This is a genomic window from Amycolatopsis sp. NPDC104775 (assembly GCF_055583325.1).
In genome coordinates, this window is sequence record NZ_JBVJOE010000010.1 from 217,777 (window position 1) to 233,896 (window position 16,120).

The following is a 16,120-nucleotide window of genomic DNA, read 5'->3' on the forward strand; positions in this document are numbered from 1 at the left end:
TGTGAGCCATGGCTCGCCGTAGCAAGACCCCGGTGACCCGGGTCGACCCGAGCGCGTTCGACTCGCCGGGCGCACAGGTCTTCGACAACCCGCTGAAGACGGAGATCGAAGACTCGTACCTGGAGTACGCGTACTCGGTGATCCACTCGCGCGCCCTCCCGGACGCGCGAGACGGGTTGAAGCCGGTGCACCGCCGAATCCTGTTCTCGATGAACGAGAACGGCTACCGCCCGACGCACGCGTACGTGAAGTCGTCGCGCGTGGTCGGCGACGTCATGGGCAAGTACCATCCACACGGCGACGTGGCGATCTACGACGCGATGGTCCGGCTGGCGCAGGACTTCTCGATGAACGCCCCGCTGATCGACGGGCACGGAAACTTCGGTTCCCCCGACGACGGACCGGCCGCCTCGCGATACACCGAGGCCCGGATGTCGAACGAAGCGATGCTGCTCGTCGGCGAACTCGGCGAGGACACCGTCGACTTCCGCCCGAACTACGACGGTTCGCTCGAAGAGCCTTCGGTCCTCCCCGCCGCCTACCCGAACCTGCTGGTCAACGGCACGTCCGGAATCGCGGTCGGCATGGCGACCAACATGATCCCGCACAACCTCGGCGAGGTCATCGGCGCCGCGCGGTGGCTGATCAACCATCCGAACGCCACGCTCGACAAGCTGATGGAGTACGTCCCCGGCCCCGACCTGCCGACCGGCGGCACCCTGCTGGGCCTGGACGAGGTCCGCAAGGCCTACGAAACCGGCCGCGGCGTCGTGCGCATGCGCGCGAACGTCGAGACCGGCCCGCTGGAGGGCAGCCGCGGCAGGCAGGCCATCACGGTCACCGAGCTGCCGTACGGCGTCGGCCCGGAGAAGGTGATCGAGAAGATCACCGACGAGGTCAACAAGTCCAAGCGGCTCACCGGAATCGCGGACGTCAAGGACCTCACCGACCGCGAGAACGGCACCCGGCTGGTCATCGAATGCAAGGTCGGCGTCAACCCGCAGGCATTGCTGGCCGACCTGTACCGCCTGACGCCGCTGGAGCAGTCGTTCGGCATCAACAACCTGGTGCTCGTCGACGGCCAGCCGCAGACGCTCGGCTTGAAGGCGCTGCTGGAAGTCTTCCTGAAGCACCGCTACGAGGTCGTCACACGGCGCACGCGCTACCGCCGTCGCAAGCGCGAAGAGCGCCTGCACCTGGTCGACGGTCTGCTGATCGCCTTGCTGAACATCGACAAGGTCATCCGGCTGATCCGCGAAAGCGAAAACGCGGCCGCCGCGAAGGACGGCCTGATGACGAAGTTCAAGCTGTCGGAGGCCCAGGCGACCTACATCCTGGACACCCCGCTGCGCCGCCTCACGAAGTACGACCGCCTGGAACTGGAAAACGAACAGGACAAGCTGCGCGCGGAAATCGCCGAACTGACCACGATCCTCGAAGACGAGTCGGTCTTGAAGAAGCTCGTCTCGACGGAACTGGCGAAGATCGCCAAGGACTTCCCCACCGAACGCCGCACCCGCCTCATCGACGGCGACCTCAAGGAAGTCCTGGCCGCGTCGAAGCCGTCCGGCCCGCTGGAGGTCGCCGACGACCCGTGCCAGGTGATCCTCTCGGCCACCGGCCTGGTCGCCCGCACCGCGGCGGAATCCGAAGAGGCGTCAGAAGTCCGTCGCCGCAACGGCCGAGTGAAGCACGACGCGGTGTCAGCCGTCGTGCACACCACCGCCCGCGGACAGGTATTGCTGGTGACCAGCCGAGGCCGCGCGTTCAAGACGGACGTGCTGCCCCTGCCCGTGCTCCCCGAACAAGCAGGCACTGTTTCATTGCGCGGCGGCATGGCAGCAAAAGAGCTGGTACCGCTGGAAAAGGGTGAACGCGTCGTAGGCATCGCCCCGCTCGGCGAACAGGCAGGCAACTCGCCAGGCCTGGCCATCGGCACCCGCGGCGGTGTGGTGAAGGTCTGCGCGCCGGACTGGCCCGTGCGCTCGGACGAATTCGAGGTCATCAGCCTCAAACCAGGCGACGAGATCGTAGGCGCGACCTGGCTGACCGACGGAAACGAAACCCTGGCCTTCATCTCGTCCGACTCGTCGCTGCTGCGTTTCGCCGCCAGCCTGATCCGCCCGCAAGGCACCAAGAGCGGCGGCATGGCAGGCGTAAAACTGGCCGCGAACGCCACCGCCGTCTTCTTCGGTGCCATCCGCACTGACGACGAGGAACACGGCGAACCGATGGTCGTCACCGCGACGGGCCAGAGTGTCAAGGTCACGCCGTTCAGCGAATACCCAGCCAAGGGCCGCGCCACCGGCGGCGTGCGAACCCACCGCTTCCTCAAGGGAGAAACCGAAGTCCAGGTCGCCTGGGTAGGCCCCCGCCCCGCAGGCGCGAGCCGCACCGGAGACCCAGTAGAACTCCCCGAAGTAGACCTCCGCCGAGACGGCTCAGGCCACGCCCACCCTGGCCCAGAAGTAGTAGGCCACCTCATCGAACGCGGCTAACCGCAACGGTGGATCTCACCCCCGCCGCCGTCCGTGAGGGGCACCCTGAGGGACTCTGATTCCCTCAGGGTGCCCCTCACGACCCCACCCAGCCGCTCGCCGCGCCCGATGCCACATCGCGGTTTCGTCAGCAGCCCTCACGCATAATTCCCCCGCGAAAATCTGGCGCGCACCGAGCGGTGACAGCTCACGTGGCTGAGGGCCCGTGGACCGCCGCCCCCGCAACCGCACCCGAGAAACCTCACTGCGCGCTAGATGCGCGGACCCACCACATCGGACGCGCCCAATGCCGCATTGCGGGCGCAAGCCCTCGCCCACCACTCAACGGCAACCCGCGCACCCACGCAGCCGCCACCTCAGACGCACCCCAGCACCACACCAGGAGCGCAAGCCCCCGCCCACCACTCAACGGCAACCCGCGCACCCACGCAGTCACCACCTCAGACGCACCCCAGCACCACACCAGGAGCGCAAGCCCCCGCCCACCACACCCACACCCGCCACACCACGCTGGAAGCACTCAACGCCACGTTAGGCCTCCAGCCCCAACCACCACACACCCGCAACCCGCACCCCCACCACATCCAGGCAGCCACACCCGGCCCTGCACCCCGATACGAAGCCAAAAACACGGCGCGGGGGGGGGGGGGGGGGGGGGGGGTGTCCCCCTCCCCCCCGCCACCCCCCCCCTCCCCCCACCCCCCCAGTCCACACCAACCCCACCCACCGGGCGTCTCCCCCCCCCCCCCCCCCCCCCCCCCCCCCCCCCCCCCCCGCGCCGTAGTCACACTCAGCTTCGGGGTGCCCCCCACGCGACCACCACCCCCGAAGGGGGCGTCAGCTCTCGAGCGCCCTCACCGATCCGACCGCAACGACGCCGGATCAAAGTCCTCCCACTCATCTTCATCCACAGTGGACTCAACAGCAGCGACAGGAAACCGCCTCTCCCCCACCCTCTCCGCCCGCAACCGCTGAAACTCCTCCACCGTCATCCCCGGATCATCCTCCGCAGCACGAGCCGGGGCAGCCCGCCCAGACAACGCCTCAACCAGCATCCCCGCCTCCTCCCCCAGCAACAACCCCACCCGGTTGTAGCAATCCTGCTCAGCCTCAGCCATAGCCACCCGCACAACCTCAAGCACCAAAGCCGAAACCCGCGAAGGATCCCCCTCCACCACAGCTGGCGAAAGCCACAACCGCTTCAACGCCCCCAACGCATCCACAGTCACCTCAACCGACCCATCCAACGCATGGGCCGACCCCCGAGCCTCCCCCATCAACGAAGCGACCTGTCCTAACGCAGCCTCCCGATCACGAGCCAGCGAAATAAGCTCCTGGGTCTTCACAGCACCACCGGCTCTTCGTCATAAAAATCCGGATCATCCTCAGCCAACGCCGCATACCCCAACACCGCCACCGCTTCCGCCCCCAGCACCGGTGCCAAAACCTGATGCATCCGATCCCCAGCCCGCCGCTCGGCCCGCCGGGACAACGCCAGAATCTGCGAAGCCACCGCCTCGGAACCGCTGCGCAACGCGGCCCGGGTCAACGTCAACCCAGTCAGCAACCCGCCAGGCGCTACCTCAACCGAAACCCCACCAGCAGCAGCCTTTCCCACCACCGGCCCAGCCCGCTCAAATCGAGCAGCAGCCGCCTCCCCGGTCCGGGAAGCCTCCTCCATCACCCGCGCCACCGCGCGATCCAGATCGAATTCAGCCACCACATCACCCCGTAGGCCGGTAAAACCCAATAAACTGCTGCCCGGCATTCGTAGTCCGGATTTTGCTGATCTGCACCGGATCCCCGGCCTCGACCATCTGCCCGTCGCCGATCACCATCGCCACATGCCCGGACCACACCACCAGATCCCCAGGCAGCAGCTGGTCGATCGACGGCACCTCAGCCCCGACAGTCTGCTGCCGAGCGGTCCGCGGCAACTGCAGCCCGGCGTCCTGATAGGACGTCATGGTCAACCCGCTGCAGTCGAGCCCCTGCCCGCGCGCGGTTCCGCCCCACACATACGGCACGCCCAGCTGAGACAACGCCGCCCGGACCGCTTTGGCCGCGGTCTCGTTCGGTGCCATCACGGTTTTCCCGCCCGGCAGGTTGATCCCGACCCCGCTGCCCGGCTGCGGCGGAACGGCCACCGGCAACCGCGGCTTTCCCGCGACAGCGACGCCTCCGCCACCACCACCGTCGCTGCCGCCCCCGCCACCACCGTGGCCGACGTGTGCGCCGTTGCTGTTGAACGCCTGCGGTACCGAAGAAGCGCTGCTCGCGGAAGTCGATTCCGACCCGCCGAGCCGCTGCCCCAGCCCGGTCAGCTTCCCGAGCGTCTCCTCGGTGAACGTCGCCGCCTGGCCGGTCAGCTGACCGATCTTCGTCTGCAGCTGCAGCAAAATCTGCCGGGCCGCGGCCGCCCGGCTCTCCGGCGGCTGAATCCCGTTGACCGCCGCCAGCGCCTTCATCGAAGACGCGATCTCCCGCAGAATCTCGTCCCGGACCTGATCGTTGCGGATCTCGCCGACGTGCAGCGTCTCCGCCGCCTCGGCGACCGCCCGCTCGATTTCCGCGCTCTCGTCGAGAAGGTCCTGGACTTCTTTCTCCAGATCCTTCGACGTCGCGACCGCACGCTCCGACGTCGCCCCGGAACTGGCCTGCGCCAGATTCACCCGCTGACTGCCCGCGTGCTGATTGGCCTGTCCGACGGATGTCTGCAGCGCGACATGCCCGTCGCGCGCGCCGTTGATCGCCGCCGGATCATGTTTCAGCTTCGCGGCGAACTGATTGGTGGTGTCCAGCCCGTTCCGGACCAGATGATCGACCGGAGCGTTCACGAAAGCCTGCGCAACGCGTCGCCGTGTTCCTGCTCGACCGCGGCGTAATTGCCCTGCGTACGCCGCGCGGCCTCGCCGACGTCGTGCCAGCCGCCGCCGAGAGCGTGCATCCGTTCCTGCAACGCCCGCATCCGCGCGCCGTACGCGCCGGCGAACCCGGACTCGTCGCCGATCGCGGAGAACCCGTCGCCGGACAGCGTCACGTGCGGACCGAGATGCGCTTTCGCCGCGGCGCGCACTTCGTCGCCGAGTGGGTCGACCTGTTTCGCGTAGTTCTCGTACGCGCCGTCGTCGACATGAAAACCGGACACAACCCGCCCCTCCCCTGGACCTTAAAGCCCAGGTTAGCGGACGGGTTGTGCCCGGACAGGCGAATTGACCGGATCAGGGTCAGCCGTTGAGGATCTTGGTCAGCCAGTCTCCGGAAGCGGGGACAGCCTTGCCGTCGACCGCGACAGTGGGCGTGCCGAAGCCGACCTGGCCGTTGCCGAAGTCCTGCTGCAGCTTCGGGTCGCTCTGGATCTGCTGGAACGCCGTCTGCAGCTGCTGGTCGTAGGTGCCGGCGTTGACCGTCTGCGCGAACTTCGGGTCGGTGATCCCGAGGTCCTGGCCGAGCTTGATCAGCTGCGCCTTGTCGTAGCCGCGACCGCCCTCCGGCGGCTGGTTCTTGAACAGCGCGTCGTGGAACGCGGTGAACTTCTGCTGGTCGGCGGCGGCGAGCGCGGCATTCGCCGAGTCGAGCGAGTAGCCCGGCGGGTCCGAGTTCTTGTTGAGCAGGATCACCATGTGGTAGCGCACGGTGAGCTGGCCGTCGTTGATCGCCTTCTCCATCCGCGACCCGAAGTCCTGCTGCAGTTTGGCGCAGTACGGGCACAGGAAGTCGGCGTACAGGTCGATCGTCTTCGGCGCGCCCGGTTTGCCGACCGACACCACGGCCCCGTCGCGCTTCTCGACCACGCCCGGTCCGAGCGCCGAGGTCGTGCCCGGCTGGATCGCGCTGTCCTGCGTGGCGTTCTTGCTCGAGTTGATCCAGAGCACGCCGCCGATCACGAGCGCGGCGACGACCACGACGGCCACCACCACCGCGATGATCTTGTTCCGGTCGCTCCCCGAGCCCCGCGCCTGGGCGACCGACCTCGCGGCCGCCGCCTGCTGACGGCTTTTCCGCGCGTTGCGCGCAGCTCCACCCACTGTTCCTAGTTCCCTTCCGCGATGCTCTGGGGGTAGTCGTCCGAAGCCTCGACCGAGTTCCCGGCGTTCCTGCCTTTGCCCCAGCCGAGCCAGCCGTCGACCGAAAGCCACGTGCGCGGCCGTGCCAGCAACCACACCGCGAGCAGGGCGAAACCGGTGTCGCGCAGGATCTCCTGCGGGTACTCGGTTTGCCCGGCGGCCACGCGCCCGCCGCCGCCGAAGCAGCCGCAGTCGATGCTCAGCCCGCGCGCCCACGACTGCGCGATGCCCGCGACGAGCACGGCCAGCAGCAGCAGCGAGGCGCCCGCGACCCAGCGCGTGGCCAGCCCGGCGAGCAGCAGCAAGCCGAGCACCAGCTCCAGCAGCGGCAGTCCGGTGGCGACCGGGCGCACCAGCGCGTGCGGGAGCACGTCGTAGGCCTGCACGGCGATGTACGTCTGCCCCGGATCGGCGATCTTCACGCCGCCGGACACCAGCCATACGGCAGCCAGCCCGAGCCGGGCGAGCGTGCCGATGGTGTCGAGTACAGGTTGGGGCAGTCGGCGCACGCGCTTAGGCTAGCCGTCTGACCTGAGAACTTTGTGAGCAGCCAGCCGGCGAAGCGGAGGCACCGATGCGGTTACGCGCAGTGCTCGCCGCCGTGTTTTTGCTGGTCAGCTGCGTCTCCTGCGGATCGTCGGCGGTGTCGAAGGACGATCCGCTTCCCACCCGGGCGCGTGACGGCAACCACCTGACCATCGGAATCCGGTTCGACGCGCCGGGGCTTTCGCAACGGACCGTCGACGGCAGGCTCGCCGGTTTCGACGTCGATGTCGCTACTTTCGTCGCGCGCGAGCTGGGAGTCGAGCCGGATCACCTCACCTGGCACGAGACCACCCCGGCGCGCCGCGAGACCGACCTGACCTCAGGCGCGGTCGACCTGGTCGTGGCGACCTATTCGATCACCGACAAGCGCAAGCAGCGGGTGAGCTTCGCCGGCCCGTACTTCGTCACCGGCCAGGACCTGCTGGTCCGGCTCACCTCGCCGGACATCACCGGTCCGGAAAGCCTGAACGGCAAGCGGCTCTGCTCGGTCACCGGCTCGACGTCCGCGCAGATGGTGAAGGACAAGTTCGCGCAACTGGTGCAGCTGGTCGAGTACCCGCGTTATCCGGACTGCGTCACCGCGCTGCTGGCCAACCAGGTCGACGCGGTGACCACGGACGCGGTGATCCTCGCTGGGTACGCCGCGCAGAATCCGGAGCTGCTGAAGGTGGTCGGCCGCCCGTTCTCCACCGAGCGATACGGCGTCGGCCTGCGCAAGGGCGACACCGAGGGCCGGAAGGCGGTGGACGACGCGATCCGGAAGATGGTGTCGACCGGGGCCTGGCGGAAGTCGCTGGAGACGAACATCGGGCCCTCGAACTACCCGTTGCCGAATCCCCCGGAGATCACCGAGCAGTGACCGACCTCGCCTCGCTGCCGGACCTGCCCGTCCGAGCGGTGCTGCCGTCCGTGCTGAGCGCGCTCGACGAGCACGGTGCGGCGGTGCTCGTCGCCCCGCCCGGCACCGGCAAGACCACACTGGTGCCGCTCGCGCTCAACCGCGGCGAGGGACGCGTCGTGGTCGCCGAGCCGCGTCGGCTCGCTGCCCGGGCCGCGGCCGGGCGGATGGCCGCGCTGCTGGGCGAACCGGTCGGCGAAACCGTCGGGTACGCCGTGCGCGGCGACCGGAAGGTGTCGTCGCGCACCCGGATCGAGGTGGTCACGTCGGGCCTGCTGGTGCGGCGGGTGCAGCACGATCCCGAGCTGGCCGGGGTCTCGTTGGTCCTGCTGGACGAATGCCACGAACGCCATCTCGACGCCGATCTGCTGCTCGCCTTGCTTCTCGACGTCCGCGCTGGGTTGCGCGACGACCTGCGGCTGCTCGCGACCTCGGCGACGGTCGCGTCCGGACGGCTGGCGGAACTGCTCGGCGACGCTCCGGTGGTCACCGCGCATGCCCGCACGTATCCGGTCGAGCTGAGCTATCGCGCTCCGGCGCGTGGGGAGCGTCCCGAGGCCGCGGTCGCGTCGGCAGTCCGGAAAGCACTGTCCGAAGGGGACGGTGACGTGCTCGCGTTCCTCCCCGGTGCGGGGGAAATCGCGCGGACGTCGGCGTTGTTGAGTTCTCTGGACGCCGATGTCCTGCCTCTGCACGGACGGCTTTCCGCGGCCCGGCAGGACGAAGCATTGCGGCCCCGCGACCGACGCCGGGTAGTTCTCGCGACCGCCGTCGCCGAGTCGAGCCTGACCGTTCCCGGCGTCCGCGCGGTCGTGGATTCGGGTCTCGCGCGCGTGCCGAGGGTGGATCACCGACGCGGACTCGCTGGGCTCGCCACGGTGCGGGTTTCAGCCGCGGTGGCGGAACAACGCGCGGGCCGGGCTGGGCGGGAAGCGCCTGGCCGGGCGTACCGCTGCTGGCCGGAGCACGAGCAAGCGACGCTGCCCGCGTACCCGGAACCGGAAATCCGCACCGCCGAGCTGGCACGGTTCGCGCTGGAACTCGCCTGCTGGTCCACGCCGGACGGCACCGGGCTCGCCTGGTGGGACCCGCCCGGCGAAGGCGCGCTCGCCGCCGCGCGAAGCCTGCTCGTCACACTCGGCGCGACCACGGCCGACGGTGTTGTCACTCCGCGCGGACAGAAGATGGCCGACCTCGGCTTGCATCCCCGGCTGGCGCGCGCGTTGCTGGACGGCGCCGAAGCTGTCGGAGCTCGTGCCGCCGCGGAAGTCGTCGCGCTGCTCGATGCCGGAGCGACGCTGACCGATGTCGAAGCCGAACTGCGACGGCTCCGTTCCGCGCACGACGACGCGGCTCGCCGATGGCAGCGGGACGTGAAACGGTTGGCAGGCTTGGTCGATGCACCGTCAAAGGGTTCACCCGACGCTGCGCTGGTCGTTGCACTCGCGCATCCGGAACGGCTGGCGCGACGTCGTCTGGGATCGGCCCCGGTGTATCTGATGGCCAGCGGCACCGCTGCCGAACTGCCCAGCGGCAGCGGGCTGGGCGACGCCGAATGGCTGGCGGTCGCCGAAGCCACCCGCGACCCGGGCCGCGTCCACGGCACCATCCGGCTCGCCACGACCGCCGATGAAGCACTGGCGGTCCGTGCCGCGCCGACTCTGGTGTCCGAAGTGGACGAAGTACACTGGGACGACGACGTCGTCGCTAGGCACGTCCGCCGCCTGGGCTCGATCGTGTTGTCGGAAAAGCCCTTGCGCGACCCGGATCCGCAGCTCGTGCACAACGCAATAGTCACTGGCCTCCGCTCCGAAGGCCTTGGCTTGCTGCGGTGGAGCCAAGACGGCACCCGGCTCCGCGAACGCCTAGCCTTCCTGCACCGCGTGCTAGGCGACCCGTGGCCAGCAGTGGACGACGAGTCCCTGCTGTCCGATGTAGACAGTTGGCTGGATCTCTCGAAGGCCCGCCGCCGCGCGGATCTGGCGAACATCGACGCCGGAACCGCACTGCGTGGTCTGCTCCCCTGGCCCGAAGCCGCGCGGCTCGACGAACTCGCCCCGGATCGCCTGGAAGTCCCGTCCGGCTCGCACTACCGCGTCGACTACCACGGCGACCAGCCGGTGCTCGCGGTGAAGCTGCAGGAGACGTTCGGCTGGACCGAGACGCCGTCGCTCGCCGACGGCCGCGTTCCGGTGGTGCTGCACCTGCTGTCTCCTGCCGGTCGCCCGGCCGCGGTCACCGCCGATCTCGAATCCTTCTGGCGCACCGGCTACGCCGCCGTCCGCGCCGATCTCCGCGGCCGCTATCCGAAACACCCGTGGCCGGAAGACCCCGCAAACGCCACACCGACCCGGCACACGACCCGCCGCGCCCGCTGACCCCTGCCTAAAGTCGGGGTCGGTCCGGGACGGTCGGCTGATGCCCGCGCACCCCGGCCGGGCGCAGACTTCGCCCTATGATCACGTTTCGCGGATTGACGAAGCGCTACGGCCAGAAAACGGTGGTGAACGGCCTCACCTCGGTCATCGAAACCGGCACGGTGACCGGGTTCCTCGGCCCGAACGGCGCGGGCAAGTCCACCACCATGCGGATGACCGTCGGCCTCGACCGGCCGGACTCTGGCGACGCGCTGATCCGGGGCAAACCATATGCGGAGCTACGGTTTCCGCTGCGGGAAGTCGGCGCGCTGCTGGATGCGAAAGCCGTGCATCCTGGCCGCAGCGCGGGCAAACACCTGCTCGCGATGGCGCGCAGCAACGGAATCGCCGCGAGCCGCGTCGAGGAAGTGCTCGCGACGGTCGGGCTGAGCGACGTCGCGGGCAAGCGCACCGGGACGTTCTCGCTCGGCATGAGCCAGCGGCTCGGCATCGCCGGAGCACTGCTCGGCGACCCCGGCGTGCTGATGTTCGACGAACCGGTCAACGGACTCGACCCGGACGGGGTCCGCTGGGTGCGGCAGCTGATGCGCTCGCTCGCCGCCGAGGGGCGCACGGTGTTCGTGTCCAGCCATCTGATGAGCGAGATGCAGCTGACCGCGGACCGGCTGCTGGTCATCGGCAAGGGTTCGATCCTCGCCGACGCGGCGATCGGCGACTTCATCGCGGGCAATTCAAGCCAGTCGGTGGCGGTGCGCGTGCCGGATCCGGCCGAGCGCGCGAAACTCGCGGACTGGCTTCGGGCGAACGGCCGGTCGGTGCTGCCCGGTGAAGACAGCGAACTGCTCGTCAACGAGGCTAACGCGGCCGAAATCGGGGACCTGGCATACGAACTGGGCATTCGGTTGCATGGGCTCGCGGAACGAACAGCTTCGCTTGAGCAGGCGTACATGGAACTGACTGCCGGATCGGTGGAATACGGGGTTACGGCATGACAAAGCTGGCGATTTCGGCGGAGTGGACCAAATTCTGGTCCGTGCGGGCGACGTGGTTGTCGCTGTCCGGCGGCGTGCTGCTGATGGCGTTCTACGCGACCGTTTCGGGCATCTCCCAGCACGCGGGCAGTGAACGGCAGCAGACCGCGCACGGCATCGTCAACGCCGGGGCGATCTATCTGGTCGAGTTCTGCGTGCTCGCGGTCGCGACGCTGTTCGTGACCAGCGAGTACACCAGCGGGTCGATTCGCTCGACGCTGCAATGGGTTCCGGTGCGGCCTCGGGTCACCGCCGCCAAAGCTGCGGTACTGGTGCCGGTGCTGTTCGTTTACGGCGTGCTGGTTGCCGTGCTGGGCATGGGCGTCGCCTCGGTGCTGATGCGTGGGGCTGGGGGTTCCACGTCGCTGTCACAGGGGATGGCTACCGCGCTGGGCATGGGAGCGTATTTCGCGCTGCTTGGCGTGCTGTGCCTGGGGATTTCGTTCGTGCTGCGCAGCGCTGCGGGCACGTTGGTAGTGGTTATCGTGTTGCTGCTGCCGTTGCCGATGCTGATGTCGTCGTACGTGATTTCCGGGGCGATGGACTACTTCCCGGCTTTCGCGGGGATCAACGCGATGGTGCCGTCCGGAGACGTGAATCCGCTGTTCGGCAGCCTGCCGCCGTACGGACCGTGGGTCGGTGTGCTGGTCTGCCTCGGCTGGGCGATCGCCGGGATCGGGGCCGGGACCGTAGTGCTGAACCGCCGCGACGCCTGAGCGACTTTCCCGGCCTCAGGCGTCCGGCAACCCCAATCCGGCGAGCACGGCACGGGCTCCGGCCACCAGTTCGGCTTCGGTCGGCGGGTGGACGGAGCCCGTGCCCGCCAGCGCGTCGAAGATCGATCCGTCGAGCCACCCGATGAGCACCCGGGTGTGGTCCCGCGGAGCCGGAGATCCCGCCGCGGCAAGCACTTCCGCACACCGCCGCCGCAATTCCAGGCCGCCAGCGTCGTATCTGGCCCGCAACTCGGGCCGTCGGATCGATTCGAGCGCGAACTCGTACCGCGCGAGCATTCTGGTGCGGCCGTCCGTGATCGAGCGGTACACCATCGCGCCGAGGAACTCCGCGAGCTTTCCTTCCGGCGGCGCGATTTCGGCCTGGTCCAGCGCGACCATCCGGTCCGCGGCCAGTTCCAGCAGCGCGACGCGGGTGCGCGCGTAATACGACGTCGAACCCGCGGGCAGCCCGGCCGCTCGGTCGACGGCCCGATGGGTGAGCCCGCGCATGCCCTCGGCCGCGATGACCTCGACGGCCGCGTCGCCGATCACAGCTATCCGTTCCACCCCCGGCACACTACAGGTGTAGAGTCCTCTACAAACGTAGAGGAGGTCGGCATGGCTTCGCGGAGCGCGGTCGTGGTCGGGGGCGGCATTGGCGGATTGGCTGCGGCGATCGGGCTGCACCGGGTCGGGTGGGAGGTCACGGTGCTCGAACGGGCACCGGAGCTCACCGCCGTCGGAGCGGGAATCTCGTTGTGGCCCAACGCCCAGCGGGCTCTAGCCGAACTGGGCGTCGAGCCGCGGCTCTCGGCTCAGCACGGCGGCGGCCTGGTCGACTGGCGCGGGCGTCGGCTGGCCAACTGGGACGCGGACCTCTTCGTGCGCAGCCATGGGTTGCCGCTGGGCGCGATTCACCGGGCAAAACTGATTGAAGCACTGCTCTCAGCGTTGCCGGACGGATGCCTGGAAACCGGGATCGAGGTGCGGGGTGTCGAGCAGAACGGCGTGGTACACCACGATTCCGGCTCGATCGAGACTGATCTGATCGTGGCCGCCGACGGCATCAACAGCCCGACCCGGCAGGCGCTTTTCCCGTCCGCCCGGGTGGAGTACAGCGGCGGCGCGGCGTTCCGCGGCATCGCCAAGCTGCCGCTGAAACCCACCCTCAGCACAACGTGGGCGCCGGGGACCGAGGTCGGCCTTCTGCCGCTGCTGGACGACGAGGTGTACTGGTGGGTCTCCGAAGCCCGCCCAGCCGGAATCCGGCACGAGGACGTCCGTGCTTACCTGAGCGCGAAGTACCGCCGCTGGCACGACCCCATTCCGCAGCTCATCGAAGTCACGCCGGAAATCCTGCTGCACGACACCTATCACCTGGCGACGCCGCTGCCCAGCTACACCCGCGGCCGCATCGCACTCCTCGGGGACGCCGCACACGCCATGCCGCCGTTCCTGGGACAAGGCGGTTGCCAGGCTTTGGAGGACGCGGTGGTTCTGGCTTCGCACGTCAGCACGTCCACAGTGGACGAAGCGCTCCGCCGTTATGACGCGGAACGTCGCCCGCGCACACAGAAGGTAGTGAAGGCGTCGATCCAAGCAGGTGCCAGCGGTCCGCTCCTGCGAAATCCGGCAGCGGTCGCGCTACGGGCGGCCTTCACCCGGCTGCTGCCCGCGGCGGTCACCACCCGGGTCGGGGCCGGCGTCAGCCGTTGGCGACCGCCGCGCCTCACACCAGCCCTGCCTCGAAAGCCGTAATCGCCGCCTGCACTCGGTTACGTACGTCCAACCGGGTCAGAATCGTGCTCACGTGCGCCTTCACCGTGCCCTCCACCACGAACATCCGCGCGGCGATGTCCGCATTGGACAGACCTTCGGCCAGCAGCACCAGCACTTCCCGCTCCCGGTTCGTCAAAACGCTCACCCGCTCGCGCGCGGTCGCGGCCCGGCTGAACCTGCTGCCGGACAACCGGGTGATCACCCGGTGCGCGACCTTCGGCGACAGGAAGGCCGCGCCGTCCGCGACCGCGTGCACCCCGGCGAGCAGTTCGCGCGGATCGCCCGCCTTGAGCAGGAATCCGCTCGCGCCGAGGCCCAGCGCGCGTTCGATGTACTCGTCTTCGCCGAAGGTCGTCAGCATGAGCACGCCGGTGTCCGGCAGCAGCTTGCGGATCTCCTCGGCGGCAGCGAGCCCGTCGAGACCGGGCATCCGGATGTCGAGCAACGCGACGTCCGGCCGGTTCGCGCGCGCCTGCTCGACCGCCGAGCGCCCGTCCGCGGCCTCGGCCACGACCTCGATTTCCTTGTCCGAGGCCAGAATCGCGGCCACGCCGGCGCGGATCATCGCTTCGTCGTCGGCCAGCAGTACGCGGATCACTTTTCGTCCTCACTGTAGAGATCCTTGCTCGCCACTCGATCGTCCACAAAGCACAGTCGATAGACGGCATGGTTGAAGTTGAGCCAGCTCCGGCCGGTTCCGTAGTACTCGCAGGTGCTTCCGTACGGTTGCGGCGGCACGTTGATCGCCGGGAGCGTCGTGCGCTGCCGAGCGGGAAGCATGGGTTCGACCGCCAGACGCGGCATGCCGAGCTGGATCCGCGCGTACGAGTCCGACGGCAGCTCGGACGACGACCACTGCACCAGGAACGTCACCCCGGCCCCGCCGACGACCACCCCGAACAGTCCCAACGGCACCAAGATCGCCTGCAGCAGACTCGACCGGACCGCGCGCCGGGCGCGTTCCAGCTCCCGCGCGGCCTGCCCGATCACCTCGTCGTCCGGTTCGGGCGCGGGCGCGGCGTCGTGCGGCAGGCTCGCCACCACCTCGAATCCGCCGTCCGCCGGGCCGGCGGTCAGGCTCCCGCCGACCAGCCGCACCCGCTCGTGCAGGCCGATCAAGCCCCGTTTCCCCGACCGGCCGGGCAGCGGCCCAGCGGGCGGCGGCGCGTTCCGCACTCGGACGTCGGTCACCGCGTCAGTGCTGGTCACGACCACCGTGACGGCCGCTCCGGGCGCGTACTTCGCCGCGTTCGTGAGCCCTTCCTGAACCACGCGATAGACCGCCCGCGCGACCATCGGCGGCGCGCTGTCGAGCCGGTCGATCCGCGCCCCGATCTCGATCCCGGAGGCCCGCGCGCGGTCGATCAGCTCGCCCAGATCGCCCTGCACCGGCTCGACCGGTGCGGCGTCCTCGCGCAGCACGCCGATGATCTCGCGCAGCCGTTCCGTCGCGGTCGCCGCACCGGCCCGGAGCTGCCCGGCGGCCTCGCGTTGCGCTTCGCCGAGCTCGCTGTCGACTTCGAGCGCCGCCGCCCGCACCGCGATCAGGCTCAGTTCGTGCCCGAGCGAATCGTGCATGTCGCTGGCGATCCGCGCCCGCTCCCGCAACCGCGCCTCCTGCGCGACCAGCCGGTGCCTGCTCTCCATCTCCTCGGCGCGCCGCCACCCGTCCTGCGCGAGTTCGCGACGCAACCGCACATGCCGGCCGAGCAGGCACGGCGCGACCCCGGCGAACGCGAGCGTGCCGAGCACCGCACCCCACGCGTTGAAGCCCCCGGGCGGCAGGAAAGCGAACGGGACCCCGGCCGCGGCGATGGCGAAAAAACTGATCAACGCGACCCGCGCCCTGGCCAGCCGCAGACCGGCCAGGTACGAGATCACGACGATCAGGAAGAACTCCCACACCGCTACCCGGCCGCCCCAGCCGAACGAGATGACGAGCGCCGTCGCCATCGCCACCACCAGCGCGAACGCCGGGTAGACGCGGGCAGTGGCCATCGCGAGGGTGACCGACACCAGGCCGTAGACGAGTTCCCAGACGGGCCGCTCGACTGGCCCGTCGAGCACGACGAACCCGCACAACGCGGCCCAGAGCAGCACGTCGAACGTCACGCGCCAGCGAAACCGCGTCGCCTCCTTCATTCCGCTGACGCTACAAGGGCCGCCCGATTCGTCACCACTGCCGAAAGTCAAGGTGCCGATCGTGC

The 16,120-nt window shown here is 69.2% G+C and carries 15 protein-coding genes; 6 read left to right on the forward strand and 9 right to left on the reverse strand.

All coding sequences use genetic code 11. The features are described from left to right. Positions 1–8: 8 nt before the first annotated feature. Complete coding sequence (locus ACZ63D_RS35260; protein ID WP_465358665.1) at positions 9–2,498, forward strand: DNA gyrase/topoisomerase IV subunit A; 2,490 nt, start codon at positions 9–11, stop codon at positions 2,496–2,498. An 854-nt stretch (positions 2,499–3,352) separates the two neighbouring features. On the opposite strand, the gene ACZ63D_RS35265 is transcribed toward ACZ63D_RS35260, so the two are convergent. From ACZ63D_RS35265 to ACZ63D_RS35290, 6 genes are all read right to left on the reverse strand, one after another. Next, the gene (locus ACZ63D_RS35265; RefSeq protein ID WP_465358666.1) at positions 3,353–3,844 is read right to left on the reverse strand and encodes a YbaB/EbfC family nucleoid-associated protein; all 492 of its coding nucleotides are present in this window, start codon (positions 3,842–3,844) and stop codon (positions 3,353–3,355) included. Continuing rightward, positions 3,841–4,221: a YbaB/EbfC family DNA-binding protein gene (locus tag ACZ63D_RS35270; protein WP_465358761.1), complete on the reverse strand. Its 381-nt coding sequence runs from the start codon at positions 4,219–4,221 to the stop codon at positions 3,841–3,843. Before ACZ63D_RS35270 ends, ACZ63D_RS35265 begins: the two co-directional genes overlap by 4 nt. A gap of 1 nt (position 4,222) precedes the next feature. Further along, entirely contained in the window at positions 4,223–5,335 is a 1,113-nt protein-coding gene (locus ACZ63D_RS35275) for a C40 family peptidase (protein ID WP_465358667.1), read from the reverse strand. After that, on the reverse strand, positions 5,332–5,646 hold the full coding sequence (locus tag ACZ63D_RS35280) for a hypothetical protein (protein WP_452079355.1): 315 nt from the start codon (positions 5,644–5,646) through the stop codon (positions 5,332–5,334). The genes ACZ63D_RS35275 and ACZ63D_RS35280 overlap by 4 nt, the downstream gene beginning before the upstream one ends. 79 nt (positions 5,647–5,725) lie before the next feature. After that, positions 5,726–6,526, reverse strand: a complete 801-nt coding sequence (locus tag ACZ63D_RS35285) for a DsbA family protein (protein WP_465358668.1) — start codon at positions 6,524–6,526, stop codon at positions 5,726–5,728. Positions 6,527–6,531: 5 nt separating this feature from the next. Beyond that, positions 6,532–7,041, reverse strand: coding sequence for a MauE/DoxX family redox-associated membrane protein (locus ACZ63D_RS35290; RefSeq protein ID WP_465358762.1), 510 nt, complete (start codon positions 7,039–7,041; stop codon positions 6,532–6,534). 98 nt (positions 7,042–7,139) lie between these two features. On the opposite strand from ACZ63D_RS35290, the gene ACZ63D_RS35295 reads away from it, so the two are divergent. The 4 genes from ACZ63D_RS35295 (at position 7,140) to ACZ63D_RS35310 (ending at position 12,134) form a co-directional block, all read left to right on the forward strand. After that, positions 7,140–7,970, forward strand: a complete 831-nt coding sequence (locus tag ACZ63D_RS35295; protein ID WP_465358669.1) for a glutamate ABC transporter substrate-binding protein — start codon at positions 7,140–7,142, stop codon at positions 7,968–7,970. Next, the gene (gene hrpB / locus ACZ63D_RS35300) at positions 7,967–10,387 is read left to right on the forward strand and encodes an ATP-dependent helicase HrpB (protein ID WP_465358670.1); all 2,421 of its coding nucleotides are present in this window, start codon (positions 7,967–7,969) and stop codon (positions 10,385–10,387) included. The genes ACZ63D_RS35295 and hrpB overlap by 4 nt, the downstream gene beginning before the upstream one ends. Before the next feature lie 77 nt (positions 10,388–10,464). Next, positions 10,465–11,379, forward strand: a complete 915-nt coding sequence (locus tag ACZ63D_RS35305) for an ATP-binding cassette domain-containing protein (RefSeq protein WP_465358671.1) — start codon at positions 10,465–10,467, stop codon at positions 11,377–11,379. Further along, on the forward strand, positions 11,376–12,134 hold the full coding sequence (locus tag ACZ63D_RS35310; protein WP_465358672.1) for an ABC transporter permease: 759 nt from the start codon (positions 11,376–11,378) through the stop codon (positions 12,132–12,134). Before ACZ63D_RS35305 ends, ACZ63D_RS35310 begins: the two co-directional genes overlap by 4 nt. A gap of 15 nt (positions 12,135–12,149) precedes the next feature. Here ACZ63D_RS35310 and ACZ63D_RS35315 read toward each other — a convergent pair whose 3' ends face one another. Next, positions 12,150–12,701 carry a TetR/AcrR family transcriptional regulator gene (locus ACZ63D_RS35315; RefSeq protein WP_465358673.1) on the reverse strand — a complete coding sequence of 184 codons (552 nt, stop codon included), beginning with the start codon at positions 12,699–12,701 and terminating at the stop codon, positions 12,150–12,152. Between the two features lie 51 nt (positions 12,702–12,752). On the opposite strand from ACZ63D_RS35315, the gene ACZ63D_RS35320 reads away from it, so the two are divergent. Beyond that, a complete protein-coding gene (locus ACZ63D_RS35320) occupies positions 12,753–13,892 on the forward strand; it encodes an FAD-dependent monooxygenase (protein WP_465358674.1) in 1,140 nt (379 codons plus the stop codon). On the opposite strand, the gene ACZ63D_RS35325 is transcribed toward ACZ63D_RS35320, so the two are convergent. Then, entirely contained in the window at positions 13,864–14,511 is a 648-nt protein-coding gene (locus ACZ63D_RS35325; RefSeq protein ID WP_465358675.1) for a response regulator, read from the reverse strand. The two genes, ACZ63D_RS35320 and ACZ63D_RS35325, sit on opposite strands and share 29 nt — an antisense overlap. Then, positions 14,508–16,055 (reverse strand): sensor histidine kinase, encoded by a 1,548-nt coding sequence (locus ACZ63D_RS35330; protein ID WP_465358676.1) that lies wholly within the window; start codon positions 16,053–16,055, stop codon positions 14,508–14,510. Before ACZ63D_RS35330 ends, ACZ63D_RS35325 begins: the two co-directional genes overlap by 4 nt. Positions 16,056–16,120: the final 65 nt, after the last annotated feature.

What these genes read in the sequence shown, in the direction of transcription:
- ACZ63D_RS35260 (WP_465358665.1), top strand. Translation starts at nt 9, where the DNA reads ATGGCTCGCCGTAGCAAGACCCCGGTGACCCGGGTCGACCCGAGCGCG.
- ACZ63D_RS35295 (WP_465358669.1), top strand. Translation starts at nt 7,140, where the DNA reads ATGCGGTTACGCGCAGTGCTCGCCGCCGTGTTTTTGCTGGTCAGCTGC.
- ACZ63D_RS35305 (WP_465358671.1), top strand. Translation starts at nt 10,465, where the DNA reads ATGATCACGTTTCGCGGATTGACGAAGCGCTACGGCCAGAAAACGGTG.
- ACZ63D_RS35310 (WP_465358672.1), top strand. Translation starts at nt 11,376, where the DNA reads ATGACAAAGCTGGCGATTTCGGCGGAGTGGACCAAATTCTGGTCCGTG.
- ACZ63D_RS35320 (WP_465358674.1), top strand. Translation starts at nt 12,753, where the DNA reads ATGGCTTCGCGGAGCGCGGTCGTGGTCGGGGGCGGCATTGGCGGATTG.
- ACZ63D_RS35330 (WP_465358676.1), bottom strand. Translation starts at nt 16,055, where the DNA reads ATGAAGGAGGCGACGCGGTTTCGCTGGCGCGTGACGTTCGACGTGCTG.